Source organism: Martelella radicis, from assembly GCF_014196625.1.
GTDB classification, from domain to species: domain Bacteria; phylum Pseudomonadota; class Alphaproteobacteria; order Rhizobiales; family Rhizobiaceae; genus Martelella; species Martelella radicis.
In genome coordinates this window covers 298,120-324,370 of the sequence record NZ_JACIDZ010000003.1, presented here as the reverse complement: position 1 = coordinate 324,370, position 26,251 = coordinate 298,120, and the positions used below count along the sequence as shown (strand labels likewise).

The window sequence follows — 26,251 nt, the reverse complement described above, 5'->3', positions numbered from 1 at the left end:
CTTGGCGGAGATCTTCAGCCCCGGCTGAACGCGCCGGCGCGGGCATACCACTCCTCTGCCTCGCCCGGGTCGTAGGGCACGCAGAGCCCGTGTTCATACATGAAAGCGAGTTCGCCAAGCGCGTTCCGGTCGTTCTGATCGGCGGCGGCCTTCAGCCAGCGCACGGCCTCGTCGCAATCCTTCGTCACGCCCCTGCCGCTTCGATAGAACATGCCTGTCATGAATTGGGCTTCCCCGAGGCCCGCTTTCGCTGCTCTCTCGTACCAGCGAAATGCCTTTCTGAGGTCCCTGTCCGTACCCATCCCCTTTTCGTAGAGATAGCCGAAGTTGAGCTGGGCGATCGCCAGGTCCTTGTAGGCGGCGCGCTCGAGCCATTGGAAAGCCTTGTCGTCGTTCTGCTCGACATGGATGCCGTTCATGAAATAGATGCCGACATTGAATTCCGCCGGCGCCATGCCCTGTTGCGCGGCAAGGTGAAACTGGCTGAAGGCCTCCCCGTCATCCTGCTCGACGCCCCAGCCCTGCTGGTAGAGGACGCCGAGATTGTACTGGGCATCCTTTTGCCCGCGCGCGGCAGCGCGCTGGAGATAGCGGGCCGCCATCTCATAGTCGATCGGAACGCCATCTCCGCGCATGTAGAGCGAGCCGAGGTTTGCCTGGGCTTCCAGGAAATTGTTGTCGGCTGATTTTCTGAACCAGACGGCAGCCTCCGCCGGATTGCGTTCTCGTCCGACGCCGGTCAGATACTGGACGCCGAGATTGTTCTGCGCCGCGCTATTGCCCATGAAGGCTGAGAACATCAGCTTGAAATCGCTGTACCAGCCGCGCGAAATGGCACGGCGCGCCTTTTTGTCCAGGTCGACGGCGAAGCCGGTATCGCTGATCGCGGCATCGCCGTCTTCGCTCGCGCGAGACCCGCCGTCACAGGCGGCGACCATCATGGCCAGCATCAAAGCCAGAACCGGCAACAAAGCTCTCTTCAACACATCCCCTCGGCCGCAAGGCCGCCCCGGTAGCCTACACAATCACGCGATCAGGCTAAATGCCGCACGTCAGAGATGCAACAAGGAGAGCCGGGCAAAGTGTCGCGCGCGGGCACTTCAATCGGCCGCCTCGTTCTCCCAATAGGCATTGGCAACGCCCGGCCATTTGACCATGCCGGCGACGAGCGTGTCGATTTCGGCGTGAATGACGGCGGTGCGCACAAGGGTGGCGCCGATCTCGACCAGTCCATCCTCGCGCTCCTCGATCTCGATATCGCGCACCGGATAATGGGCACGGTCGAGTTCCTCGAAGAGCCGGCGGCGCACGGCGGAGATCCTGTCCTCGCTGGTGACGACCCGCACGACGAACATGGCCTCGCCGGCGTTCGGGTTGAGCGGCAGGCGGTTGATGCGGTCGGCGACCGGGTGAAGCAGGGTGTTGGCGGCAAGCACCACGATGGTGACGAGCACCGCCTCGGCCAGCATGTCGGAGCCCGCGCAGGCGCCGGCGGCGGCCGAACACCAGAGCGTGGCGGCCGTGTTGAGGCCGCGCACATTATGACCTTCCTTCATGATCACGCCGGCACCGAGAAAGCCGATGCCGGAAACCACATAGGAAATGACGCGAACCGCCTCCACGTCGCCAGCCACCCGCTGGCCGAGATCGACAAAGGCGGCCGCTCCGATGGCGACCAGCGCATTGGTGCGCACGCCGGCGCTGCGCTGGCGATACTGCCGTTCCGCGCCGATCGCCGTGCCGCAGATGAAGCCGACGATCAGGCTGAGCGCGCTGTCGAGGATTGGAAAGAGCTGGAACGTATTGAGAAAATTCATGCCATGCCATTCTTGCTGCTGTCTTCTGCCCGCTGCACGCGCGGATTACCGGCCTTTCGCACTCTCCCGGCTCAGCCAGAGCAGCACAAGGCCCAGGACCGGCAGCAGAATATCGCTCCACAACATGACACCGGCATTACCCGGCGCGAAATTGTGTTCCTTGACGATCCCGATCACATGGCCGACCGCTGCCCCCAGCAGGAAGCAGGCCGGTCCGATGACGCCGGCAATCCGCAGACCGCGATTGCCGCCAAAGGCGAGGAAGCCGATAACCGCGAAACCAAGGCTCGCATAGCCCACTTCCGCCTGGAACGGACTGTCCGCCCAACCGATGAAGGACGCGGCCATCTTCCCGAAAAAGACATGCATGACGAAATTGTAGAAGAAGGAAACGCCGATCGAGAAAAACAGGAACCAGGCGAAGACCGCCTCGACAAGGTCGTCCCGACCGCGCGGTCTTCTCTTTCGCCCGTAACCGATCGCGGCCGCGATCAGCCCGATGACAAAGAAGGTCAGAGTGAAATTGGAAAGCACAAACCCGATCAGCGCAGCCATAGGCCCCTCCCCGCTTGATTTCAAAACGGGCAGGCGCGACCGCATCCGCGCCAGCCGATCCGGCTCCCGTAAACGTTATCTTACTTTGAATTGACGAGCCGGTAAACGGCGTGACGCCAGTGGTGGAATCGCCTCCGGGCCGGTCGCAAACAGTCCGTGAGGCGTCCTCCACAGCAGACCGGCTCCGGGTCAGGCTACCCCGGCAAGCGCTACAGCATCTGCGCCCGCCGCATAGCGCAGCCGGTCCGAGGTATCGTTGACTGCCTGCCAGACGGTTTCGGCCACATCGCTTTCCTTCGTCGTCAGCGTTTGCTGTCCGTAGGCCGCGAAAACCTGTCCGGCAAAGCCGGCATAGGCTTCGGGGACCAGGTCCATGACAGAGATATCGGTGTTCGCGGCAAAGCGCGTGGTCGGCCCGAGACCCGGCTCCACCAGTCTGACCCTCAGGCCGACAGCCGCAAGCTCATGGGCAAGCGAGCCCGAAAAGCCCTCGATCGCCTGCTTGCTCGCCGTATAGGGCGCGACGAGCGGCATCGGCGCAAGCGTTGCCGATGAGGTCACATTGACGATCACGCCCGCTCCGCGCTCGCGCATCTGCGGAATGACCGCCTGGGTCATGGCCATGACGCCAAACGTATTGGTCTCGAATATCCTGCGGACATGGGCCATCGGCGTCGCCTCGAAGGCACCGGCGGACCCGACACCGGCGTTATTGACCAGGACGTCAAGCGGGCCGGCAGCCTCGACAGCGGCTGCAATGCTTGCCGGATCGGTCACGTCGAGCGGCAGGACGCGCAGACGATCCGAGCGGGGAAAGAGGTCATGATCGGGCTTGCGCATCGTGGCGACAACGTTCCAGCCCTGGGCGTGAAAGAAACGGGCGGTCTCGAGACCGTAGCCCGACGACGTGCCGGTAATCAGAACGGTTTTCATTTCTGTCTCCTGTGTTTTGTGTTGACAGGAGCGTTGTACCGTTCAAAATCAGGACTATCTTCAATCAATAGTCCTATTTTAATTTGTTATAGTCCAAAATGGCAGACCCGCTTGTTCAGATCATCCGACTTCTCCGTCCCCGCGCAGTGTTCTCCAAGGGCATCAGCGGTGCGGGCGCCTGGGCTGTCCGCTATTCGGCCTTCGGGCAGCCGGGCTTCTGCGCGGTGACGGAAGGTCGCTGTCGGCTGGCGGTTGACGGCGAAGAGCCGGTTACCCTTGAGGAAGGCGATTTCGTTCTGCTGCCGGCCACGCCCGCCTTTTCCATGTCGGGCTTCGAGCCGGCCACGCCGGTCCGCATTGATCCGAAAGCCGCGCCGACGCCCGATCGGGAGGTCCGTTTCGGCCGGCAGGACGGGCCGGTCGATGTCAGGCAGTTCGGCGGCTGGTTCACCTTCGGCTCTCCCGACGCCGAACTTCTCGTCTCGCTCCTGCCCGGCATGATCCATATCCGCGGCGTCGGGCGGCTAAGCGCGATCGTGCGGCTTGTCGGCGAAGAGGCGGCCCGCGAGGATATCGGCCGCGATCTCATTCTTGAGCGCTATGTCGAAATACTGCTGATCGAGGCGCTGCGGGCGGCGCCTGTGACCAGGGACCGGCCTGGCCTGTTGCGCGGCCTTGCCGACCAGCGGATCGCGGCCGCGCTTCGCGCCATGCATGCCGATTTCGAGCGGAACTGGACCGTGCCGGCGCTTGCCCGCGCGGCCGGGCTGTCGCGCTCCGCCTTTTTCGACCGCTTTGCAAGATTGGTCGGCATGCGGCCGATGGAATATCTTCTGTCCTGGCGCATGGCCGTGGCCAAGGATCTGCTGCGCGGCGAAGACCTGTCGCTTGACGAGGTCGCCGGCAGGGTCGGCTATAGCTCCGCCAGCACATTCAGCACCGCCTTCAGCCGTCATGTGGGCCTGCCGCCCGGTCGCTATATGCGCGGAAAACCGGAGTTGGCGGGCTCCTATCAATAGCCGCCTAGCTCCAGAAATCCGGAACTGTCTCGGAGAGCCTTGGCCCGAGGCGCAGCGGAGCGACCTTCTCCGCAAGCCCTGTTGTATCGGAAATCTCGACGCCGACGCCGCAGATGGTTGCCGGGCCGGTTGCTGCCTCGAAGCGGGACTTGTTCATCTTGGAGACGAAGCGGGAGAGCGGTTCTTCCTTGTCCATGCCGAGCGAGGAATCATAGTCGCCGCACATGCCAGCATCCGACATATAGGCCGTTCCGCCGTTCAGGATCTGGCAGTCGGCGGTCGGCACATGGGTGTGAGTGCCGACGACAAGGCTGGCGCGGCCGTCGACGAAATGGCCGAAGGCCTGCTTCTCGCTGGTGGCTTCCGCGTGGAAATCGAAGACGATGGCATCCACCTGGTCCTTCAACTGGCAGGCTTCCAGAATGTCCTCGCCCGCCTTGAAGGGATCGTCGAGTTCGGGATGCATGAACACGCGACCCATGATGTTGGCGACCAGCACGCGTGCGCCGTTTCGGGCATAGTGAATGCTCGATCCCCTGCCCGGCGTGCCGGCCGGATAGTTGGCAGGCCGCAGGAACTGCTCATGCCGGTCGGCGAAGATGATCGCGTCCTTCTGGTCCCACACATGATTGCCGGTGGTCACCACATCGGCGCCGGCATTGATGGTTTCCTGAAAGATGGTCTCGGTGATGCCGAAACCGCCGGCGGCATTCTCGCCGTTGACGATGACGAAATCGAGCTTCAGATCGCTGATCAGGCCCGGCAGGCGATCCCATACCGCCTTGCGGCCCGTCTTGCCGACCATGTCCCCGAGAAAAAGCAAACGCATGAAAAATCCAATCTGTCCCTGACGGCGCATGCCGGAACCCTCCAGGCGCCGGCCTTCGTGAACACAGGCTCTAACGCCCTGCCGCCGTCATGCAAATGGTTTTTGTCGAAAACAGGTTGGAAAGCCTGCTTCAGTCCCCGTTTTCGGTCCGCCCGAAACCGCTTTCGGTGATGATCGCGTCGAGCGGGACGTCGTGAGGTTCGGCTGGAACGGACGGCACTTCCTGCAGGTCGAAGGCGATGCCGACGAGAAACGGCTTTCTGCCGCGCGCGGCAAGGCGCGCGATCGCCCGGTCGTAATGGCCCGCGCCATAGCCGATGCGGTTGCCGGCCTCGTCAAAGACCGAAAGCGGCATGAGCAGGATATCGGGATCGACTTCGCCAGCGTCCTCGCCTGGCGCGCGCGTGCCGAAGCCGCCGGCGACGAGCTCCTCGCCCGACCGGAAGGCGCGGAAGACGATGGTCTCGCGGTCGATCACGGCGGGCAGCGCGAGCTCAGCCCCCGCCTTTTCCAGCAGGGCCATCAGCAGGCCGACATCGGCCTCCGAGCGGATGGGGTGATAGCCGGCGACACATTTTCCGGGAATTTCGGCGGCAAGCGCCTCGGCGCCGTGCGTGGCGATCGCCAGGCTTTTCGCACGGCGCTCATCGCCCGTCAGCGCATCCCGGCGTCTGAGGCTGCGGTTGCGCATGTCCGGCTTGCTGTCTGGCACGTCGTTCACACGCATGTCCTGCCCGCGTCATAAAGAAGTGGCCGGTCCACGGCGACCGATGGAATCGGTTGGATCCTGGGCGCCTACAGAAGTAGGTGGGCGCCATATAACCAAGCCCACGAGCGAGGTCAGGGACAGCTCCCTTAGGATCGAGTAAGGCCCCGGGGATTCGTTGATTCCTGTCGAGAAGCGCAGACCGTAATTCCTATATAAGGCTCTGGCCTTCCGCCTGCCAGAGGGAAAACAAGTCGCGGATATGATTTTTCCCTGGTCGCCCGAAGCGCCTTCGGATCTGCGGAAAACCAGCTATTTGTCGGCGCCCGAAACCTTCCTGGAAAGCGTCGAAAGCCGCCCGGCGAGGTTTTCCAGGACGGCCGCCACCTCATCGTCATGGGCGGCCCGAGCGCTGTCGGCATCACCCGCCTTGGCGCGAAGATCGTTGAGCTCGGCGGCATTGGCATCGACGAGCGTCTGCAGGTCGTGCAGTTCGTCCATGATCATGATGCCCGCCATCACCGTCAGCCGCAGGTCGCCGATCTCGCCGAACTGGCCGCGCAGATTGCCGATATAGGAATCGAAACGGGCGGCAAGGTCGACCAGGTGGTCCTCCTGCCCAGCCTCGCAGGCCATCCTATAGGCCTTGCCATCAATATTGACGGTGACTTGCGCCATCTCTTCCTCTTGTCTGGCCTATCTCTCGTGGTCGAGAACCGAGCGGATCGTCTCCATGGCCGTGACCAGCCTGCGGGAAACCTCGCGGTTGACTTCTTCCAGCCGGTTCGCCCGAAACTGCGCCTGGTCCAGCTCGCGCGCAAGGCCCGCGCGGTCCTCGTGCACGATCCGCACCTCGTTTTCGAGGTCTTCCCGGTTCTGAAGCTTGTCCGTGCGGGCATCGACGGCGTCTTCCAGGCCGGAAAGCGCCTTTTCCAGCGCTTCAAGCGCGTTTTGCAGCCGACCCGTTTCCGCCACCATTGCCTTTCCTCTAAAAAAGAGAGACGCGCATAGCATGAACCACTCTGACGACCGCCACCCTAGGGTGAAAATCCGGCCTTTCGAATCGCCAAGATGCCCGAAATTTCATCGTGATCTTAGGGAGAGTTAACAGCCGAGGTCAACTGAGGCCCATGATTGTCAAGTGGAAACTTGATGCAACGCCGACCACCCGCGCGACCCGGCACGCTTGAGGGCAAAGATGACGGATTTGTGAGCGCGTGACACGCCGACGAATTGTCATAAAGCAATGAAAAGCGGAGAAACTTCGCGTATCAATCGATTTAGAAGCACGATAACCGCTTAAATGAGGCAGGTCATGCACCATATTGCAGCGAGGCTGGTTAAGCTGTGGCAGGCCAATTTGAAATGGTGTAGTGTCCTCGCGTTTTCGGACCCGAAGTCCAGCGGGGCGCTTTCGGATTTGCCGCCTTGATTGGTTCGGGTAACACTGTAATTTAACCGGCAGCACTGCCGACCGGCCGGATGGCCGGACTCCCAACGTAATCCTTCAGAATCAAGAAAAGCGAAGAACACATGACTTCTCTTGAAAAACATAACCGGATGGCCAACGCGATCCGTTTCCTCTCCATGGACGCCGTGCAGAAGGCCAATTCGGGACATCCCGGCTTGCCGATGGGCGCGGCCGATGTCGCGACGGTGCTGTTCACCAAGTTCATGCGGTTCGATCCCAAGAACCCGAACTGGCCGAACCGCGACCGCTTCGTGCTGTCTGCGGGCCATGGCTCCATGCTGCTCTATTCGCTGCTCTATCTCCTCGGCTACGAGGACATGACGCTCGAAGACCTGAAGAACTTCCGCCAGCTCGGTTCCAAGACCGCCGGCCACCCGGAATACGGCCATGCTTCCGGCATCGAGACGACCACCGGTCCGCTCGGCCAGGGCATTGCCAATGCCGTCGGCATGGCAATCGCGGAACGCAAGCTTGCCGACGAGTTCGGCGAAGGGCTGATGGACCACTACACCTATGCGCTGTGTGGTGACGGCTGCCTGATGGAAGGCATCAGCCAGGAAGCGATCACGCTTGCCGGCCACCTGAAGCTTTCCAAGCTGATCCTCTTCTGGGACAACAACTCGATCACCATCGACGGCGCCGTGTCGCTCGCCGATTCGACCGACCAGCATGCCCGCTTCCGCGCGGCCAACTGGCACACGATCGACATTGACGGCCACAATCCGGACGAGGTTGCCGCGGCAATCGAGGAAGCGCAGAAGTCCGACAAGCCGACCATGATCGCCTGCAAGACGACCATCGGTTACGGCGCGCCGAAAAAGGCCGGCACCAACAAGGCCCACGGCTCCCCGCTCGGCGACGAGGAAATCGCCGAAACGCGCAAGGCGCTCGGCTGGGAATACGCTCCCTTCGAACTGCCGGAAGACATTCTCGATGCATGGCGCGTCGCCGGCCTGCGCTCGACCAAGTCGCGCGTGGAATGGGAACAGCGTCTCGACGGCACCAAGGCCGAGATCAAGGCCGAGTTCAACCGCCGCTTTGCCGGTGAACTGCCTGGTTCCTTCGACCGCACGGTGCAGAAGTACAAGCAGAAGCTAGCCGACGAGAAGCCGACGCTTGCCTCGCGCAAGTCTTCGCAGAATGCGCTTGAAGTCATCAACGGCGCGATCCCGGAAACGCTCGGCGGCTCTGCCGACCTGACCGGCTCGAACAACACCAACACCAGCCAGACGCCGTCGATCACGCCTGACGACTTCTCCGGTCGCTTCATCCACTGGGGCATCCGCGAACACGCCATGGCAGCAGCCATGAACGGCATCGCGCTGCATGGCGGTCTGATCCCCTACTCCGGCGGTTTCCTGATCTTCTCGGACTATTGCCGTACCTCGGTGCGCCTCGCCGCGCTGATGGGCATCCGCGTCATCCATGTCTGGACGCATGATTCGATCGGCGTCGGCGAAGACGGCCCGACGCATGAGCCGGTCGAACAGATGGCGTCGCTCAGGGCAATCCCGAACCTCCTGATGTTCCGCCCGGCGGACGCCATGGAAACGGCCGAATGCTGGCAACTCGCGCTGGAAAGCCAGCACGCGCCGTCCGGCATCGCGCTCACCCGCCAGAACCTGCCGGCCGTTCGCCTCGACTATTCGGAAAAGAACCTCTGCGCCACGGGCGCCTATGATCTGATCCCGGCCAATGAGGCCGAAGTGACGATCTTCGCCTCCGGTTCGGAAGTCGGTCTCGCCGTCGAAGCCCAGAAGGTTCTTGACGGCAAGGGCATTGCCACCCGCGTCGTTTCCGTGCCCTGCATGGAACTGTTCTTCGAACAGCCGGAAGACTACCAGAAGGCCATCATCGGCAATTCGCCGATCAAGGTCGGAGTCGAAGCCGCGATCCGCATGGGCTGGGACGCCTTCATCGGCACCGACGGCATCTTCATCGGCATGGACGGCTACGGCGCATCCGGCAAGGGCTCCGACCTGTTCAAGCACTTCGGCATCACCGCCGAGGCGATTGTCGAGGCGGTCGAAAAGAAGCGCGCATAAGCGACTTCAAAGGATTGAATTGCACAGCCCGGCCCAAACCGGGCTGTGCCTTGCCGAAAATGACGTCATCCTGCCTGTTTAAGGCTGATTTTCCGGCAAAAAACGCTTATATCGGGGCAGCCGGCTTGCCGGCGCGCGATGGCCGTTTTCGTTCCGGCGGTCTCATGAGAGAACGCCCGCCCCTCGGGGCGCGCCATCCGGCGGCTTTGAGCTTTGTAAAATATATCTACTCGCGAATAGGGAGTCCCTACCATGACAGTTAAAGTTGCCATCAACGGCTTCGGCCGCATCGGCCGCAACGTTCTGCGCGCCATCGTCGAATCGGGCCGCAAGGACATCGAAGTCGTCGCCATCAACGATCTGGGCCCGGTTGAAACCAACGCCCACCTGCTGAAATACGATTCGGTTCACGGCCGCTTCCCGCATGACGTTACCGTCGACGGCGACACGATCGACGCCGGTCTCGGCCCGATGCGCGTCACCGCGATCCGCGACCCGAAGGAACTGCCCTGGAGCGACGTCGACATCGCGCTCGAATGCACCGGCATTTTCACCGCCAAGGAAAAGGCCGAGATGCTGCTGGCATCCGGCGCCAAACGCGTCCTGGTTTCCGCTCCCTCCAAGGGCGCCGACAAGACCATCGTCTACGGCGTGAACCACAACACGCTGACCAAGGACGACCTGATCGTCTCCAACGGCTCGTGCACCACCAACTGCCTGGCGCCGGTCGCCTATGTGCTTAACAAGGCCTTCGGCATCGAGCGCGGCTACATGACCACGATCCACTCCTACACGGGTGACCAGCCGACGCTCGACACCATGCACAAGGACCTCTACCGCGCCCGCGCGGCAGCGCTCTCCATGATCCCGACCTCCACCGGCGCCGCCAAGGCTGTCGGCCTCGTCCTGCCGGAACTCGCCGGCAAGCTCGACGGTTCGGCCATCCGCGTGCCGACCCCGAATGTCTCGGTCGTCGACCTGAAGTTCGTGCCGGCCAAGGACGTTACCGCCGAAGAGGTCAATGCCGCGATCAAGGAAGCCGCCGAAGGCGAACTGAAGGGCATCCTCGAATACAACGACGAGCCGCTCGTCTCGCGCGACTTCAACCACGACCCGGCCTCCTCGATCTTCGCTGCCCAGCAGACCAAGGTTCTGGAAGGCAAGCTCGTGCGCGTGCTCTCCTGGTACGACAATGAATGGGGCTTCTCCAACCGCATGGCCGACAACGCCGTCGTCATGGGCAAGCTTCTCTAGAGCGTTTCCGCCCGTTCGCGAAATGCTCCGGAGACCGACAATACGCGCCGAGGGAAAGTTAGCCTCGGCGCCTCAAGCCGGCCCGGACAACAAAAAGGCCCGCCGATCCGTTCGGCGGGCCTTTTTTATGTCGACGGCTTCCCCCGCCGTTTTCCGAGAACAGCCTCGGGCCGTTGCAAGAATGTGGCCGAAACGCCGAGACCCGGCAGGCTTGTTTCGCTCAGGCGGCAGCTTTTGCGAGGCTCTCGCGCAGCTTGCCGAACATCGCCACAGATTTCAGCCGCGCCTCCACCGAATGAACCGGCACGGAGATGATGACCTCGTCGGCCTTGGTGTCGGCGATGAAGCCTTGCATCTTCGCCTTCGCCTTTTCCGGCCCGCCGACGACGGCGAACTGGAAGGTGTGCTCGATCGAGAATTTCTCCATTTCGGTCCAGAGACCATCCATGCTTTTCACCGGACGCGGGGTCTTGCCGCGGGCGTTGCGGCGCAGCGCCACGAAGCTCTGGAGCGCGGAGGTGAAGTGGTAGTCGGCCTCTTCATCCGTGTCGGCCATCGCCCCCATCACGCCGACGATCACGTATGGTTTGTCGAGCTGGGCCGAGGGCTTGAAGTTGGAGCGGTAGATATGGAGCGCGTCGAACAGCATGTCGGGCGCGAAATGCGAGGCGAAGGCGTAAGGCAGGCCAAGGGCCGCCGCCAGATGCGCACTGTAGGTCGAGGAGCCAAGAATATAGAGTGGCACCTTGGCGCCAGCCCCCGGATTGGCGATCAGCCGCTGGCCTTCTTGCGGGTCGTCCATCAGCTGTTGCAGCTCGACAATGTCATTGGGAAATGTCTGGGCGCCGGCCTCCAGATTGCGTCGCAGCGCGCGGGCGGTGTTCATGTCCGTGCCCGGCGCGCGGCCAAGCCCGAGATCGATTCGGCCGGGATAGAGCGCTTCCAGCGTGCCGAACTGTTCGGCGATGACCAGCGGCGAATGATTGGGCAGCATGATGCCGCCGGAGCCGACGCGCAGCGTTTCGGTTGCCCGCGCAGCTTCCGAAATGACCAGAGAGGTCGCAGCACTTGCAATGCCGGTCATGCCGTGGTGCTCGGCGAGCCAGAAACGGGTGAAGCCGGAAGCCTCGGCCTGCCGGGCCATTTGCCGCGTGGCATCGAGCGCTTCCGAAACCGTGCCGCCTTCAACGACGGGGCAGAGGTCGAGTATGGAAAATGCAGTCATCGGACAATCCTGTTCCGGAGAATGAGCGTTGTTCCACACTTAGGAATTAATCATCTGATTTGCAAAGGGCGGCTGACGGAACGGTTCTGCAATGGAAAAAACGGGAAGGGCGTTTGCAGAAAGGTCAGGCATTCTGGCACGCGGCCTTCGGTTTGTTGACAAACCTATCCATCCTACCGACGTCATCCTCGGCCTTGTGCCGAGGATCTAACCACTTCACCGCATGAGCGGAGCATCTGCTTGGCAACTGGCTCACTTCACCCCTGTTTTCATTCGAAACGCTTGTCGCAGCGACGCGTGTTTAGATGCTCGGGACAGGCCCGAGCATGACGAATGAGGGAATGGTAGCCTTTGCCAAGAAAAAAAAGGCCGGGCGCATTTGCACCCGGCCTTCCTTGTCTGCTTGCCTTTTGTGCGCGTCTTCAGACGCCGGAGCGGCCGTCCATGCCGATATAGGCGATGCGCAGCATGTTGGTGGCGCCGGGGGTGCCGAGCGGCACGCCGGCGGAGATGATGATCCGGTCGCCGGGCTTGCCGATGCCTTCGTCAACCACGATGCGGCAGGCGCCGTCGACCATGGTGTCGAGATCGGTCGGCTCGTCGGCGACGACGCAGTGCAGGCCCCAGACAACCGACAGGCGGCGCGCGGTCTTGACCACCGGCGACAGCGCGATGATCGGCACGTTCGGCCGCTCGCGCGCGGCGCGCAGGCCGGTCGTGCCCGACGCCGTGTAGCAGACCATGGCCGTCAGCTTCAGCGTCTCGGCAATCTCGCGCGAGGCGAGCGAAATGGCATCGGCGCCGGTCGCTTCCGGCTGCGGACGCTGGGCGTAGAGGATCTGCGGGTAAAGCTGCTCGCGCTCGATGGTGCGGGCGACGGAGGCCATGGTGGACACGGCTTCGACCGGATACTGGCCGGCAGCCGACTCAGCCGACAGCATGACGGCATCAGCGCCTTCGAAGACGGCGGTTGCGACGTCGGAAACTTCGGCACGGGTCGGGACCGGTGACTCGATCATCGATTCCAGCATCTGCGTTGCAACGACAACCGGCTTGCCGGCGGAGCGGCAAAGACGGATGAGCTTCTTCTGCAGGCCGGGGACGGTTTCAAGCGGCATTTCCACGCCGAGGTCGCCACGCGCCACCATCAGCGCGTCGCTCATCTCGATGATTTCCTCGATCCGCTCGATAGCCTGCGGCTTTTCGATCTTCGACATCAGGCCGACCTGGCCACGGGCGATCTTGCGCACCTCGGCAAGGTCGTCGGGGCGCTGGACGAAGGAAAGCGCAACCCAGTCGGCGTCGCCGGTTTCCAGAACGGCGTCGAGGTCGGCGCGGTCCTTGTCGGTCAGGGCGCCGACGCCCAGAAGCGTATCGGGAAGGGATACGCCCTTGCGGTCGGAGATCGTTGTGCCGGCGATGACCGTGCACTCGATGCTCTTGCCGTCACATTTTTCGGCGCGAAGCTGCAGCTTGCCGTCATCGATCAGCAGGCGATGACCGGGCTGAACCGATTGCAGGATTTCCGGATGCGGCAGGAAAACGCGCTTTTCGTTGCCGGGCTCATCCTTATCGTCGAGCGTGAAAGTCTGGCCGATCTCGAGTTCGACCTTGCCGTCAAGAAACTTGCCGACGCGAAGTTTGGGACCCTGGAGGTCGCAGAGAATGCCGATAGGACGGCCGATGCGGGCCTCGACATTGCGAATGCGCTTGATCAGCGTGCGCATCAGGTCATGGCTGGCATGGCTCATATTGATGCGGAAGAGGTCTGCTCCGGCTTCGTGGAGTTTCTGGATCTGCTCTTCTTCAGACGAGGCGGGGCCAAGCGTGGCGAGGATTTTGACTTTTCTGTTACGTCTCATCAGTTTTGACTTTCTTGGGTGCTGGGCTTGGCGGAAAGCTGAACGGTCCAGCTCTCCTCCCGCCCTGTGTCATATTCGCTAAATCCCATCTGCTGATAACCGCGCGTGAAACAGTCCTGGACTCCGGTAATCTCGAATTCCTCTTCGGCAACACACATATTGGTATAGCCGGTCCACCGTCCGCTTCCGGACGCGTCCTCGGCGTAGAGATAGTAATAGCGCGATTGCAAGGGGCCGGGCACGACGGTTGCGCAGGTAGTGGCCGGGAGTTGCCACCAACCTTCGGAAACCCATCCTTCTTCCCCGCGATAGCCCACTGCAACGCCCACAAGATTGGCAGTATCGTTGCAGACCCTGAATTCGGCATGGGCCTGGTCGCTCGGCCAGAGCGTCGCCAGGAAAAGTCCGCCGAAAAAGAGGCCAAGGAGGGGCAGGTGCCGCTTCATGCTCTTGGGTGCATGGAGCGCGGCGCCGAAGTTGAAATGATTCGGTTTCAGTCGCATGTGCCAGATCTCGTTTTGCGTCACCGTGCGGAAGGCGCATTCAATCGATTTGCAGCCCTTATCATAAAGCCCCGCCGCAGGCGAGGCAAATGGCGCGGTTGCGGCTTGCCGAATATGCCGACTCTATGCCATCACCCGCATTATTGTTAATTCTGCAGCGGATATCCATGCCGAAGATCAACGCTTATGAGAGAATAGAGGGAAAATATGACACGGGTTTAGTGCTTCTGGCTGATCATGCCATGGCATCCGTGCCCTGCGATTATGGCGATCTCGGCCTCGAGCCCAGCGTTTTCAGCCGCCACGTGGCCTATGACATCGGCGTGGAGGCGCTGACGCGAGCGCTTTCGGCGCGGCTTTCGGCCCCGGCGGTCCTGTCGACCTTTTCGCGACTTCTGATCGATCCCAATCGCGGCGAGGACGATCCGACGCTGATCATGAAGATTTCCGACGGGGCAATCATTCCCGCCAATCACCCGCTGAGCCGGCAAGAGCGGGAAAAGCGGCTTGCCCTCTACCACCGCCCCTATCATGAAGCCGTCGACCGGGAAATCGGTAATGCCGAAAAGGCTTGCGGCCGACCGCCGCTGGTCATTTCCCTCCACTCCTTCACCCCGTTCTGGAAGGCGACCGCGCGCCCCTGGCATGCCGGCATCCTGTGGGATGGCGATCCGCGCGCCGTCCGGCCTCTTCTGGCCGCGCTCGGCGCAATTGACGGTATCGTCGTCGGCGACAACGAGCCCTATGACGGCGCCCTGAAGGGCGATACGATGAACCGGCACTGCATGGCGAAGGGCATCGCCCACGCGCTGGTCGAAATCCGTCAGGACCTGATCGCCGACAATCAAGGAATTCAATTGTGGACCGACCGCCTCGTTCCCATCCTCGACGCCCTCGCGAAAGACGAGACGCTGCATGCACGGCGCCATTTTCCCTCGCGCACGCGATAACCAGCAAAGGGAGGCCTCAATGACCCGGCTGAACGAAGAACAGCAACGCGATCTCGAGGCGGCGACCTTTCGCCGGCTCGTTTCCCACCTCAAAGAACGTTCCGACGTGCAGAACATCGACCTGATGAACCTGGCCGGCTTCTGCCGCAATTGCCTGTCCAACTGGTACCAGGAGGCAGCGGAGAACAAGGATATCGCGCTTTCGAAGGAAGAGGCGCGCGAAATCATTTACGGCATGCCCTATGAAGAGTGGAAGGCGCTTCACCAGCGAGAGGCGAGCGCGGAACAGAAGGCGGCGTTCGAAAACAACAGACCGCGGGAATGAGCGGCCGGTGCGAAGAACGAACTTGACCTGACCCGCCGTTTTCGGCAGGCAGGAGCCCACGCATTTTTCAGCGGTACAAGGAGTTGACCATGGCCGACGACGCACACGGCATTGCGCGCGATCAGCTGCGCTCGATCATCGAACGCATCGAACGTCTCGAAGAAGAAAAGAAGACGATCGCCGACGATATCAAGGATGTTTACGCCGAGGCCAAGGGCACGGGCTTCGACACCAAGGCGCTGCGCAAGATCATCGCACTGCGCAAGAAGGACGAGCAGGAACGCATGGAAGAAGAGGCCGTGCTCGACACCTACATGATCGCGCTCGGCATGATTCGCGCCCCTGAGGACGAATAGTCCGCTGATGAAACGGCGGCCGTACTGCTGACGGCCGCCTTTGCGTCTCAGAACCCGTCGAGCACGAGCTTGAGGCCCGCGAGAAAGGCCATGGCGTACATGAAGGGGTAGAACACCTCCATGCGCATGCGCTTGACCACCATGGCCCCGGCGATGGTGGCGATGACGGCGAAGGGCAGAAGGCTCGCCGATGCCGCAAGGTTCGGCGCGCCAAGCTCGCCGAGCGCATAATAGGGGCCGAGCTTGATCACGTTGACGATGGCGAAAAAGCGGACGCTGGCGCCGGTATAGGATTTCGGATCAAGCTTCAGCGGAAGCGTGTAGATCTGGTAAGGCGGCCCGCCCGAATGCGAGATGAAGCTGGTATAGCCGGCAATGGCGCCCCAGAATGTGGCGGCGACCGGTCTCTGGCCTTTCGCCGGCTTTTCGATCTTCTCGCCCGGCTTCCAGCGGTCGTAGAAATATTTGCCAGCGAAAACGACCGTGGCGATACCAACGAGCATTCGGGTCAACTCGAAAGGAACGGCCGAGAAAGTGTACCAGCCAAGCGCCGTCCCGATGAGCGCGCCGGGCAGCAGGGCTTTCAGGGTGGGCCAGTGGCCATATTGCCGCCATGTCCACAGCGCGACCGCGTCCATGACGATCAGGATCGGCAGCATGATGGCCGCCGCCGTCGCCGGTTCGACGACGAATGTCAGAATCGGAACGCCGAGAAGCGCAAGCGCGCCGCCCATTCCGCCTTTCGTAAGGCCGACAAGAAGAACGGCGGGGATCGCAGCCGCGTAAAAAATCGGATCGGGGAGCATGAAATCAAAGCACCTGTTGAAACTCCGCTCTAACGGATTTATCCGGAAATAGCGAGAGGGGCGAACCGCCTCCGCCGCGCGGGAAGGGATTAAGGAACATGGATACGGAACAGGATCGTTGCCGGCTGGTGCTGATCGCACCGGAAATCGCCGACATGAAGAAGCAGGAGAAAGCCATCGCCGATGCGCTGCGCGGCGGCGATGTCGCCTCGGTCATTCTCCCGCAATATGGCGAGGCGGTGGAAGCCTTCCAGAAGCGCGCCGAGCTGATCGTGCCGATGATCCAGAATTACGAGGCCGCCGCCATCATCGCCGGCGACACGCGCGTGGCCGGTAGGGCGAAAGCGGACGGCATTCATGTCGAGGGCGGAACCGGGGTCCTTGCCGACGCCATGGACCGTTTTTCCCCGCGCATGATCGTCGGCGGCGGCGGGCCAAAAGACAGGCATCAGGCACTCGAACTCGGCGAGCTTAACCCGGACTACGTCTTCTTCGGCAAGCTGGACGGCGACACTCATGCCCAGACCCATCCGAAGAACCTCGAACTCGGCGAATGGTGGGCCTCCATGGTCGAGATCCCCTGCATCGTCATGGCCGGAAGCGAGCCGGCAAGCGTGATCGAGGCCGCGCTCACCTGGGCGGAATTTGTTGCAGTGGGCAAGGCCGTCTTCGCAGCGCCGGGAGGCCCTGCCGGCATGGTTGCCCAGATCAATGCCGCGCTCGACGAAAAAGCGCCACGGTTTGATTATTGAAGAGGTCATGACCGTCCGTACCGCTCTCGCCGCCATTCTTCTTGCTCTCGCGCTCCCGGGAACTTCGCTTGCGATCTCAGCGCGTGAGTTTGCGACCGATGCAGGGCTGGTCGCCGGGGCAGCCGGCAATCCCCGGCTCGGCGGAACGCTTCTGCCGCCCGGCCTGGAGACAGAGGGCCCGGCGGACGCCTACACGTTCCAATTCGCCCAGTTGACGCCGGCAATGGAAGATGAGACACCCGCACCGCAGCAGCAGCCCTATGACGGTCCGGTGGACGAGGCCTATGGGGCCTATCAGCGCGGAATGTTCGACGCGGCCTACGAGGCCGCGATGGCACGCGCCGGGCGCGGCGATCCGAGGGCCGAAACCCTGATCGCCGAACTCGTCGAGCGCAAGCTGATCGCCCAAGGGCGGGCCGGCGAACCCGGCGCCTGGTACCGGATGGCGGCCGACAGCGAAGCGCCCTTCGCCGTCAACCGCTACGGGATGTATCTGCTCAGCTCGGATGACGAGGCCGAGCGCGAGAGCGGGCGGGAGCTTGTCAGCCAGGCGGCCGAGGCCGGGGATCCCCTCGCCGCCTTCAATCATGCCACGCTCCTCGTGCAGGAAAACCCGGGAGCAGAAGGACTGGAACTTGCCTTGCCGTGGTTTGAGCAGGCCGCCCAGGCGGATGTCGCCGACGCGCAATACGCGCTGTCGCAGATCTACCGGGCGCTCGAAGATCTGCCGGAGGAAAAACGCGATCTCTGGCGCTACTGGCTGCGCCGCGCGGCCAATGGAGAACATGACACCGCGCAGCTCGAGCTTGCTCTGGACCTGATCAACGGGACCGATATGCCGCGCGACATTCCCGAGGGTGTGGAATGGATGCATCGCGCGGCTCTCAACGGCAACCCCGCTGCGGCCAGCAGGCTTGCCTATCTTTTTCTCCACGGGATCGGCACAATCGAAGATCGGCAATCTGCCGCCGTTTTCTACCTGAGCGCGCGCCGAGTCGGTCTTGAAAGCGAGGAGATGGAAAAGCTGTTGCAGTCGCTCTCGCCGGAAAGCCTTGCCTGGGCGACGCTCAGATCGCGTGCGATCGCACGGCGTTACTGACTATTCGACCATCTGGCAATGCATTTTGTTTTTTATGTTATTTTCGGTCGTTAACGTGTACGTTATGGCCAATTGTTGAAACAAATATCGCGTGTCCCGTTCCGATAGCGGGTTCATTGGGGGAATGACTGCTTGCTGCAGCTTAGTTTTGTCGGACAGATGATTGGCAGCCTTGGATTGGGTGCCTTGATCGTAATGGGCTACGGCATGGTTCTGCGCCATTTCCGGGGGAAATGGTATGAAGATTATGCTAGCGCTGTCGTTCTCGCCTGCGGCGCGTTGGCCGCCATGACCAACCCGATCGTCCTCGAAACCGGTTATATATTTGACGCACGCGCCGTGTTCATCGCGCTCGCCGGTCCATTTGCGGGCCCCGGCGGCGCAGTTCTTGTGGCCGCCTGCACGGCCTTGCCGCGGATCATGATCGGCGGTGACGGCATGATGGCCGGTGTTGCGGGGATCATCATCGCGGCTGCCGCCGGGATCATATTCACCTGGATCGTCCCGCAAAAGCGCACGCCGGGAAGCTTTCTGCTGCTCGGCTGCCTCGCGGCGCTGATGGTGCTCTCGCTGTTCTTGCTGGAATTCCACACCGCGCTTGCGCTCATGGAAAGCATCGGCTTCACCCTTACCCTTGTGAACATCCTCGGCATCGTTCTCCTCGGGTCGGCGCTTGAGGCGACCAAACGCAGCGCGGATTATCTGCGCGACGTGGAGTTCAATGCCGAACGCGACCCTCTGACGGGGCTCTATAACCGGCGCGCGCTCGAGCAGTTCGAACACAGTCTCGGCCAGTCGGTCGCGCCCGACAAACGGTTCGGCTGCGTGGTGCTGTTTGACATCGACCGGTTCAAGTCGGTCAATGACCGTTATGGACACGCGCGCGGCGATGAGGTTCTGCAAAGGATCGCCAATACGGTCACCAGCCGGATGCGGCGCTCGGATCTCGTCGTGCGCTATGGCGGAGAAGAGATTGCCGTAGTGCTGCTGTCGACATCGGTCGATGACGCCTTCCGCATTGCCGAGCATATTCGCTCGCTCGTCGAGAAACTGGTCTTTTCCCACCAGCGAGAGAGCTTCTCGGTTACCATCAGCGCTGGCATTGCCGCCTTCACCGTTGGGGAAACGCAGCTTGAGGAGGCGTTCGATTATGCAGACCGGGCCCTCTACCAGGCCAAAAATGCCGGCCGAAACCGCACGGAAATTCTCAACGTGCCTGTCACCCATGAGGTTCCGGTGCGTGCAAATGCCTGACAGGCCTTGAATTCCACACCGTTCTGTGATCATGAACCCGCCAACAGCCTGTTTGCCGGCAACAGGCGGTCCCGCGCCGGCGCAATAACCGAGGATTTCTCGTCATGGCCCGTTCAGCCCTTCTCAATGTCATGGTTCAGGCCGCGCTCAAGGCGGGACGGTCGCTGACCCGCGATTTCGGCGAGGTGCAGAACCTGCAGGTCTCCATCAAGGGGCCTGCCGATTTCGTGTCCCAGGCCGATGTGAAAGCGGAAAAGATCGTCCGGACTGAACTGATGCGCGCGCGCCCCACCTATGGTTTCCTGGGCGAGGAAGGCGGAGAGGAAGCCGGAACCGACGGCCAGCACCGCTGGATCGTGGATCCGCTCGACGGTACCACCAATTTTCTGCACGGCATTCCCCAATTCGCCGTTTCGATCGCGCTCGAGCGCTCCGGCGAAGTGGTCGCCGGGGTGATCTTCAACCCGATCCTCGACGAGCTTTATGTCGCCGAAAAGGGCGGCGGCGCATTCTGCAACGACCGGCGCATCCGTGTTTCGGCGCGGCGCAACCTTGCCGATGCGGTGATCGGTTGCGGCGTTCCCCATCTCGGACGCGGCCAGCATGGCAAGTTCCTTGTCGAGCTTCGCCATGTCATGGGCGAAGTTGCCGGCATCCGCCGTCTGGGCGCCGCCTCGCTTGACCTTGCCTATGTGGCGGCCGGCCGGCTGGACGGCTACTGGGAAGAAAGCCTTTCGGCCTGGGATATGGCCGCGGGCCTCATCCTCGTACGTGAAGCGGGCGGCTTCGTTTCGGATACCAAGGGCGGGCAGCAATGCCTCGAGACCGGCAGCGTCGTTGCGGGCAACGAGATGATCCGGATCGCGCTCTTCGACCAGCTCCAGCGCCGCCTGGAGAAATAGCGCCTGCCGCTTCCGGTGGACCGACCACCGGTTTTGCGTGTATCGCTCTTCAAATCGCCCGCATTTTCGAATAGAGCTTTGATACCGGCCCGAAGGCACGCTTCGGGTCCGTTCGGCCGTGCAGCAAAATTCGGCCGGTGCCAGCGATGAGCGGAGGACAGCACGAAATGTCGGATTTCGAACTCGAACAGGACGATCGGCGCCAGCCCCAGCCTCGCGGCTATGCCCAAAAGATGTCGAGTCCGATGACCTTCGTCTGGACCATGCTCATCTTCCTGATTCTGGTCGGCTTTCTTGTCGCGATCCTCTACCGTCAGGCGCATACCTACTTCATGACCAATCCGGGACTGAACGGCCTGATCCTGGGCGTTCTCCTGATCGGCGTGCTGATGGTGTTCTCGCAGGTGCTGGCGCTGCGCCGGGAGGTGACCTGGCTCAATTCATTCCGCGCTGCGGGAAGCGCCGACCGAGTCGGGCGCGATCCGAAGCTTCTGGCGCCGATGCGCGCGCTGATCGGCAGCCGCCAGACCATGGCGCTTTCGACTTCGTCGCTGCGCTCCATCCTCGATTCCATCGCCACCCGGCTTGACGAACAGCGCGATACGTCTCGCTACCTCGTCGGCCTGCTGGTTTTCCTCGGCCTGCTCGGGACCTTCTGGGGTCTCTTGAACACGATCGGCTCGATCGGCGACATCATCCGCAGCCTCGACCCCAATTCGGGCGACAGCGCCGATGTACTCGACGCTTTGAAGGAAGGGCTGTCCGGACCGCTCTCGGGCATGGGCACGGCTTTCTCCTCCTCGCTGCTCGGTCTTTCCGGATCGCTGGTTCTCGGCTTCCTCGACCTGCAGGCGGGCCGCGCGCAAAACCGTTTCTACATGGAGCTTGAGAACTGGCTGTCGACGATGACCGACGTCACGTCGGACCTTGCGCCTGCGCTCGAGGGCGTTGCCAGCGGCTCCTCCGAACAGTTCGAGATCCTGGCCGAGGAGTTGCGCCGGATCGCGGAAGCGAACGGCGCGGGCGCGAGCTCCGTTCCCGCCATGGCCCAGCTTGCCGAAGGCATTCAGGGCGTCGTGAAGAACATGCGCAATGAACAGCAGATGCTGCGCGACTGGATCGAGGCGCAGCATGAGGAATCCCAGGAGATGCGGCGTACGCTGCAGCGCCTTACCGACAAGCTTGGGGAACGGTAGCCATGGCGCTCGCCCGCAACCGTCGATCCAACCGCAACGTCGACTACTGGCCCGGTTTCGTCGACGCGCTGTCGACTCTGCTTCTGGCGATCATGTTCCTTTTGACCGTGTTCGTGATCGGCCAGTTTATCCTGACGCGCGAAATCTCCGGCAAGGACGAGGTGCTGAACCGGCTGAACAGCCAGATCGCCGAACTGACGCAGCTTCTGGCGCTGGAGAAAAGCAACAATCAGGATGCTAGCGATGCGATCGCCTCACTGCAGGCTTCGCTCGCCTCGGCCCAGGCCGAGCGGTCGCGCTTGCAGTCGCTTCTCGATGAAGGCGCCGGCGTCAGCGATGCCGCCGATGCCCGCATCTCCTCGCTTTCGCAGGATCTCGAGGCCGAACGTCAGTTGACGGCGAAGGCGCAAAGCCAGTTGGCGCTTCTCAACCAGCAGATTTCTGCCCTTCGCGCCCAGCTTGCCGCCGTCGAGGAGGCGCTGGAGATTTCCGAGGCCAAGGACGAGGCCTCGCAGGCGCGCATTGCCGACCTTGGCCGACGCCTGAACACGGCGCTTGCCCAGAAGGTGCAGGAGCTCAACCGCTATCGCTCGGACTTCTTCGGCAGACTGAGACAGATCCTGTCGGACCGCGAAAATATCCGCGTCGTCGGCGACCGTTTCGTGTTCCAGTCGGAGGTTTTGTTTCCCTCCGGCTCCGATGAGCTGAATGATGACGGCCGTGCCGAGCTGTCCAAGCTGGCGACGGCGCTTCTCGAGATTGCGCCAGAAATTCCGGAGGACATCAATTGGGTGCTGCGCGTCGATGGCCATACGGATGACGTACCGATCCGGCCCGGCGGTCAGTTTGCCGATAACTGGGAGCTTTCGACCGCGCGCGCGAATTCGGTGGTTCGCTACCTGATATCGCAGGGCGTGCCGGCGACGCGCCTCGTGGCGGCGGGCTTTGCCGAATACCAGCCCATCGCGCCGGGCGAAACGCCGGAAGCACGCGCCCAGAACCGCCGCATCGAGTTCAAGCTGACCGAGCGCTGAGGGCGCTCGCCCTTCGGCCTCAGCCGCGCCGGGCTTGCCTTCCGGCGCGCTCTTTCCTATTCTGTGCGCTCCGCAAGGGTGGTACGGCGCAAGTCGCCCAACCGCCGCGCTCCTTGTGAGCGCTGTTCTTCCTGACAAGCGGACGAGGGTTCCTCCAGGAAGCATCCCAAGACGAACAGATGCTTGTTCAGGAGTGAGAAATGACCTTCGTCCTGCCCGCACGGGCTGCGCGCTGGCGGCCCGACAGTCGCCTTGTCGCGATCTTTCTGATGATCGGCGGCGTTGCCGCCTTCACCTTTGTCGACACGTTGACAAAGATACTGACGAGCCGGCACGAGCCGGTCATGCTGGTGTTCGTGCAATCGGGCCTGGCGGCGGCGATGGTGCTGCCGATCGCGGCATCGAAAGGCAGGGCGGGCTTCACCATCAAATCGCCGCGCCTGCTGCTGATCCGCTCGGCTCTCGGCGTTCTGGTCAGCTTCCTGATCTTCACCTCGCTTTCGCTGCTGCCTTTTACCGTCGCCTCGTCGCTGTTCCAGCTCGAGACCTTTTTCGTCATCCCGCTGGCGATCGTGCTGTTGAAGGAAAAGGCGGACTGGCGTCGCTGGCTCGCTGTAGCGCTCGGCCTTTCCGGCGCCTTCCTGATCCTGCGGCCCGGAAGCGAAGCGTTTCAGCTTGCCGGCCTTGTGGCGATCGGAGCGGCGATTGCGCTTGCGGCGAAGAACATCGTCCTCAAGATGCTGGCGATGAACGAGGCCTTCCTGCCGGCGCTTTTCTGGATGTATGCGCTGATGGCGGCGATCGCGGCCATCCCGGCGCTGTTTTTCTGGTCGCCGATCGGGCTCGGCGATCTGGGTCTGCTGCTCCTGTCGGCAACGCTGGTCAATGCCAGCAATTATTGCATGCTGAGGGCCTTTTCCATGGCTGATGCGGTGGTGCTGACGCCCGCCCTGCACATGGCGTTGCCGCTCGCGGTGATGATGGGGCTGGTCGTCTTCGGCGAATGGCCGCAGCCGATCGTCTGGGCCGGCATCGCGCTGATCTTCGCCGCCACCTTCATGCCAACCGGGCGCAAGCCCCAGGGATGAGGCAGCTCAGGCACCCTCATCCGTGTTGAACTGCAGCCGCGCCAGACGGGCATAAAGCCCGTTTCTGGCGACCAGTTCCTCATGCGTGCCCTCCTCGACGATCCGGCCCTCATCCATCACCAGAATGCGGTCGGCGGAAAGCACGGTCGCGAGCCGATGGGCGATCACCAGTGTGGTGCGGCCCTTCATCAGCCCGCCGAGCGCCTGCTGCACCAGCGTCTCGCTTTCCGCGTCAAGCGCGGAGGTCGCCTCGTCCAGCAATAGCACCGGCGCGTCGCGCAGCACGGCGCGGGCAATGGCGATGCGCTGGCGCTGGCCGCCGGACAGGGTGATGCCGCGTTCGCCTGCCATGGTGTCGTAGCCGTCCTCAAGCCTTTCGATGAAACCGTCGGCCTGGGCAGCAATGGCGGCGGCACGGACCTCTTCGCGCGTCGCTTCCGGTTTGCCGAGCGCGATATTGTCGTGAATGCTGGCGGCGAAGATCGCGACATCCTGCGGCACGAGCGCATAACGCACGCGAACGGCCTCAGGATCGGCTTGGCGCAGATCAACGCCATCAAGCCTGATTGCACCCTTGTCGGGGTCGTAAAACCGGAGCAGAAGCGAAAAGAGCGTGCTTTTGCCCGCGCCCGATGGGCCAACCACCGCAACCGTCTCGCCGGCGGCAACGGTCAGCGAAAGCCCGTTCAGCGCGCCGGCCTTGGCGCCACCGGTCGGGTAACGGAACGAGACGTCGTCCACGTCAAGCGCCCCGCGCGAGGGCAGGGGCAAGGCAACGGGATTGGCCGGCGCCTTGATGGCGGAAGGTTCCATGAGAAGCTCGCTCAGGCGCTCGGCCGCGCCGGCGGCCAGCGACAGTTCGCCCCAGACTTCCGAAAGCTGGCCGAGCGCGCCGGCGGCGAGCACGGAGTAAAGCAGGAACTGGCCTAGCGTTCCGCCGCTCATCGAACCCGACAGCACGGACTGCGCGCCGAACCAGAGAATCGCCGTGATCGAGCAGAACACCATGGAGATCGCCACAGCCGTCAGTCCGGCGCGCGCCTTCAACGCCGCGCGCACGGCGGAGAAGGCATTCTCCACGCCGCGGCCATAGCGTTCGGCGGCCATGGCTTCCGCAGTGAAGGCCTGAAGCGTGCGGGTCGCGCCGATCGCCTCGCTGGAATAGGCGGTGGCATCGGCAAGCTGGTCCTGGGCGGCGCGCGAGCGGGTGCGCACATTGCGTCCTGCGGCGATCAGCGGCAGGACCACCAGCGGGATCGCCACGATCACCAGCACGGAGAGGCGCGGCGAGGTGTAGATCATCATCGCCAGCGCGCCGAGCCCCATGATCAGGTTGCGCAGCGCGATCGAGGCGCTCGCGCCGAAGGCGGACTTGATCTGCACCGTGTCGGCCGTCAGCCGGGAGACGATCTCGCCCGACTGGTTGATGTCGAAGAAGGCGGGAGACAGCCGGATGACATGGGCGAAGACATCGCGTCTCAGATCGGTGACGACGCGCTCGCCGAGGATCATCACGAAGAAATAGCGAAGCGCGCTGGAAACGCCGAGCGCCAGCGCCATCAGGCCGAGCACCAGGAAATAATTGTTGATGAGCTGTGCGTCATCGGCCGAAAAGCCATGGTCGATCACCCGGCGCACGGCAACGGGCAGGGCAAGGGTAACGAGCGATGCCGTGAAGAGGAACACCAGCGCGCCGGCAACGAGGCCGCGATAGGCGGCAATATAGGGCAGGATCGCTGCCAGCGGGCGAAGCTCCTTGGCCCTGCCGCCGCTCGTCTTGGCATTACTGCTCACGGGAATTTCCTTCACTCTTGGCACGACCCGATATTGCGTCAGGCGGCTCTTGTTATTCGGCCCACGTTCCTGTATAGCGACCGCAACCTCATCGACAGCCGTGGGCTTTATTAAGGTCGCACGGCTTTGTTTATTCAATAGGCCCGGCGGGCGCAATGGCAGCCGGCCTGGTAACGAACTTGCAGGAACGAGAGTTATGAAGGCTGATATTCATCCCGACTATCACATGATCAAGGTCGTCATGACGGACGGCACGGAATACGAGACCCGCTCCACCTGGGGCAAGGAAGGCGATGTCCTGAACCTCGACATCGACCCGACCTCGCACCCGGCATGGACCGGTGGTTCGCAGCAGCTGCTCGATCGCGGCGGCCGCGTCTCCAAGTTCAACAAGCGCTTCGGCGGCCTCGGCATCTGATCTTTTGGTCAGTGCGAACCTTTCGAAAACCCGGCCCTTGTGCCGGGTTTTGTTTTTC

The 26,251-nt window shown here is 62.5% G+C and carries 27 protein-coding genes and 1 other RNA gene; 14 read left to right on the top strand and 14 right to left on the bottom strand.

Going from position 1 to position 26,251, the window contains the following annotated elements; all coding sequences use genetic code 11:
• Positions 1-14: 14 nt before the first annotated feature.
• From GGR30_RS07205 to GGR30_RS07190, 4 genes are all read right to left on the bottom strand, one after another.
• Entirely contained in the window at positions 15-983 is a 969-nt protein-coding gene (locus tag GGR30_RS07205) for a tetratricopeptide repeat protein (RefSeq protein ID WP_183484012.1), read from the bottom strand.
• A 117-nt stretch (positions 984-1,100) separates the two neighbouring features.
• Positions 1,101-1,817, bottom strand: a complete 717-nt coding sequence (locus GGR30_RS07200) for an MgtC/SapB family protein (protein ID WP_183484009.1) — start codon at positions 1,815-1,817, stop codon at positions 1,101-1,103.
• A gap of 45 nt (positions 1,818-1,862) precedes the next feature.
• The gene (locus GGR30_RS07195) at positions 1,863-2,372 is read right to left on the bottom strand and encodes a DUF6790 family protein (RefSeq protein ID WP_183484006.1); all 510 of its coding nucleotides are present in this window, start codon (positions 2,370-2,372) and stop codon (positions 1,863-1,865) included.
• 189 nt (positions 2,373-2,561) lie between these two features.
• Complete coding sequence (locus tag GGR30_RS07190) at positions 2,562-3,305, bottom strand: SDR family oxidoreductase (RefSeq protein ID WP_183484004.1); 744 nt, start codon at positions 3,303-3,305, stop codon at positions 2,562-2,564.
• A 98-nt stretch (positions 3,306-3,403) separates the two neighbouring features.
• Between GGR30_RS07190 and GGR30_RS07185 the strand changes: the two genes are divergently transcribed.
• The gene (locus GGR30_RS07185) at positions 3,404-4,324 is read left to right on the top strand and encodes an AraC family transcriptional regulator (protein ID WP_183484001.1); all 921 of its coding nucleotides are present in this window, start codon (positions 3,404-3,406) and stop codon (positions 4,322-4,324) included.
• Positions 4,325-4,328: 4 nt separating this feature from the next.
• Here the strand turns inward: GGR30_RS07185 and GGR30_RS07180 are convergent, their stop codons facing one another.
• From GGR30_RS07180 to GGR30_RS07160, 5 genes are all read right to left on the bottom strand, one after another.
• Positions 4,329-5,153 carry a TIGR00282 family metallophosphoesterase gene (locus GGR30_RS07180; RefSeq protein WP_183483998.1) on the bottom strand — a complete coding sequence of 275 codons (825 nt, stop codon included), beginning with the start codon at positions 5,151-5,153 and terminating at the stop codon, positions 4,329-4,331.
• Positions 5,154-5,283: 130 nt separating this feature from the next.
• The gene (locus GGR30_RS07175) at positions 5,284-5,844 is read right to left on the bottom strand and encodes a 5-formyltetrahydrofolate cyclo-ligase (RefSeq protein WP_183484112.1); all 561 of its coding nucleotides are present in this window, start codon (positions 5,842-5,844) and stop codon (positions 5,284-5,286) included.
• A 60-nt stretch (positions 5,845-5,904) separates the two neighbouring features.
• A non-coding RNA gene (gene ssrS / locus GGR30_RS07170) (6S RNA) lies at positions 5,905-6,066 on the bottom strand.
• A 105-nt stretch (positions 6,067-6,171) separates the two neighbouring features.
• Positions 6,172-6,495 (bottom strand): cell division protein ZapA, encoded by a 324-nt coding sequence (locus GGR30_RS23795; RefSeq protein WP_484502659.1) that lies wholly within the window; start codon positions 6,493-6,495, stop codon positions 6,172-6,174.
• A gap of 60 nt (positions 6,496-6,555) precedes the next feature.
• Positions 6,556-6,837 carry a DUF4164 domain-containing protein gene (locus GGR30_RS07160; RefSeq protein ID WP_183483992.1) on the bottom strand — a complete coding sequence of 94 codons (282 nt, stop codon included), beginning with the start codon at positions 6,835-6,837 and terminating at the stop codon, positions 6,556-6,558.
• 555 nt (positions 6,838-7,392) lie between these two features.
• Here GGR30_RS07160 and tkt point away from each other — a divergent pair.
• Positions 7,393-9,375, top strand: a complete 1,983-nt coding sequence (gene tkt / locus GGR30_RS07155; RefSeq protein WP_183483989.1) for a transketolase — start codon at positions 7,393-7,395, stop codon at positions 9,373-9,375.
• A gap of 252 nt (positions 9,376-9,627) precedes the next feature.
• Positions 9,628-10,629, top strand: a complete 1,002-nt coding sequence (gene gap / locus GGR30_RS07150; protein WP_183483986.1) for a type I glyceraldehyde-3-phosphate dehydrogenase — start codon at positions 9,628-9,630, stop codon at positions 10,627-10,629.
• Positions 10,630-10,849: 220 nt separating this feature from the next.
• Here the strand turns inward: gap and GGR30_RS07145 are convergent, their stop codons facing one another.
• From GGR30_RS07145 to GGR30_RS07135, 3 genes are all read right to left on the bottom strand, one after another.
• On the bottom strand, positions 10,850-11,854 hold the full coding sequence (locus tag GGR30_RS07145) for an LLM class flavin-dependent oxidoreductase (RefSeq protein WP_183483983.1): 1,005 nt from the start codon (positions 11,852-11,854) through the stop codon (positions 10,850-10,852).
• Between the two features lie 422 nt (positions 11,855-12,276).
• Complete coding sequence (gene pyk / locus GGR30_RS07140) at positions 12,277-13,716, bottom strand: pyruvate kinase (protein WP_183483980.1); 1,440 nt, start codon at positions 13,714-13,716, stop codon at positions 12,277-12,279.
• The gene (locus GGR30_RS07135) at positions 13,716-14,219 is read right to left on the bottom strand and encodes a DUF1036 domain-containing protein (protein ID WP_183483977.1); all 504 of its coding nucleotides are present in this window, start codon (positions 14,217-14,219) and stop codon (positions 13,716-13,718) included. Before GGR30_RS07135 ends, pyk begins: the two co-directional genes overlap by 1 nt.
• A gap of 167 nt (positions 14,220-14,386) precedes the next feature.
• Here GGR30_RS07135 and GGR30_RS07130 point away from each other — a divergent pair, with 167 nt between their 5' ends.
• From GGR30_RS07130 to GGR30_RS07120, 3 genes are all read left to right on the top strand, one after another.
• Entirely contained in the window at positions 14,387-15,169 is a 783-nt protein-coding gene (locus tag GGR30_RS07130) for an N-formylglutamate amidohydrolase (RefSeq protein WP_183483974.1), read from the top strand.
• 19 nt (positions 15,170-15,188) lie between these two features.
• Positions 15,189-15,494 (top strand): DUF1244 domain-containing protein, encoded by a 306-nt coding sequence (locus tag GGR30_RS07125; RefSeq protein ID WP_183483972.1) that lies wholly within the window; start codon positions 15,189-15,191, stop codon positions 15,492-15,494.
• Between the two features lie 89 nt (positions 15,495-15,583).
• The gene (locus tag GGR30_RS07120) at positions 15,584-15,850 is read left to right on the top strand and encodes a DUF2312 domain-containing protein (protein WP_024706522.1); all 267 of its coding nucleotides are present in this window, start codon (positions 15,584-15,586) and stop codon (positions 15,848-15,850) included.
• A gap of 47 nt (positions 15,851-15,897) precedes the next feature.
• On the opposite strand, the gene GGR30_RS07115 is transcribed toward GGR30_RS07120, so the two are convergent.
• Positions 15,898-16,656: a sulfite exporter TauE/SafE family protein gene (locus GGR30_RS07115; RefSeq protein ID WP_183483970.1), complete on the bottom strand. Its 759-nt coding sequence runs from the start codon at positions 16,654-16,656 to the stop codon at positions 15,898-15,900.
• Positions 16,657-16,754: 98 nt separating this feature from the next.
• Between GGR30_RS07115 and GGR30_RS07110 the strand changes: the two genes are divergently transcribed.
• From GGR30_RS07110 to GGR30_RS07080, 7 genes are all read left to right on the top strand, one after another.
• Positions 16,755-17,408: a thiamine phosphate synthase gene (locus GGR30_RS07110; protein WP_183483968.1), complete on the top strand. Its 654-nt coding sequence runs from the start codon at positions 16,755-16,757 to the stop codon at positions 17,406-17,408.
• A gap of 7 nt (positions 17,409-17,415) precedes the next feature.
• Complete coding sequence (locus tag GGR30_RS07105) at positions 17,416-18,507, top strand: tetratricopeptide repeat protein (protein ID WP_183483966.1); 1,092 nt, start codon at positions 17,416-17,418, stop codon at positions 18,505-18,507.
• Positions 18,508-18,639: 132 nt separating this feature from the next.
• Complete coding sequence (locus GGR30_RS07100; protein WP_183483964.1) at positions 18,640-19,761, top strand: GGDEF domain-containing protein; 1,122 nt, start codon at positions 18,640-18,642, stop codon at positions 19,759-19,761.
• A gap of 104 nt (positions 19,762-19,865) precedes the next feature.
• Entirely contained in the window at positions 19,866-20,663 is a 798-nt protein-coding gene (locus tag GGR30_RS07095) for an inositol monophosphatase family protein (RefSeq protein WP_183483962.1), read from the top strand.
• A gap of 167 nt (positions 20,664-20,830) precedes the next feature.
• Positions 20,831-21,859 (top strand): flagellar motor protein MotA, encoded by a 1,029-nt coding sequence (locus GGR30_RS07090; protein ID WP_183483961.1) that lies wholly within the window; start codon positions 20,831-20,833, stop codon positions 21,857-21,859.
• 2 nt (positions 21,860-21,861) lie between these two features.
• Positions 21,862-22,893 carry a peptidoglycan -binding protein gene (locus GGR30_RS07085; protein ID WP_183483960.1) on the top strand — a complete coding sequence of 344 codons (1,032 nt, stop codon included), beginning with the start codon at positions 21,862-21,864 and terminating at the stop codon, positions 22,891-22,893.
• A 200-nt stretch (positions 22,894-23,093) separates the two neighbouring features.
• On the top strand, positions 23,094-23,981 hold the full coding sequence (locus GGR30_RS07080; RefSeq protein ID WP_183483959.1) for a DMT family transporter: 888 nt from the start codon (positions 23,094-23,096) through the stop codon (positions 23,979-23,981).
• 6 nt (positions 23,982-23,987) lie between these two features.
• Here the strand turns inward: GGR30_RS07080 and GGR30_RS07075 are convergent, their stop codons facing one another.
• Positions 23,988-25,775, bottom strand: a complete 1,788-nt coding sequence (locus GGR30_RS07075) for an ABC transporter transmembrane domain-containing protein (RefSeq protein WP_183483958.1) — start codon at positions 25,773-25,775, stop codon at positions 23,988-23,990.
• 196 nt (positions 25,776-25,971) lie between these two features.
• Here GGR30_RS07075 and rpmE point away from each other — a divergent pair, with 196 nt between their 5' ends.
• On the top strand, positions 25,972-26,193 hold the full coding sequence (gene rpmE / locus GGR30_RS07070; protein WP_018066325.1) for a 50S ribosomal protein L31: 222 nt from the start codon (positions 25,972-25,974) through the stop codon (positions 26,191-26,193).
• Positions 26,194-26,251 lie beyond the last annotated feature (58 nt).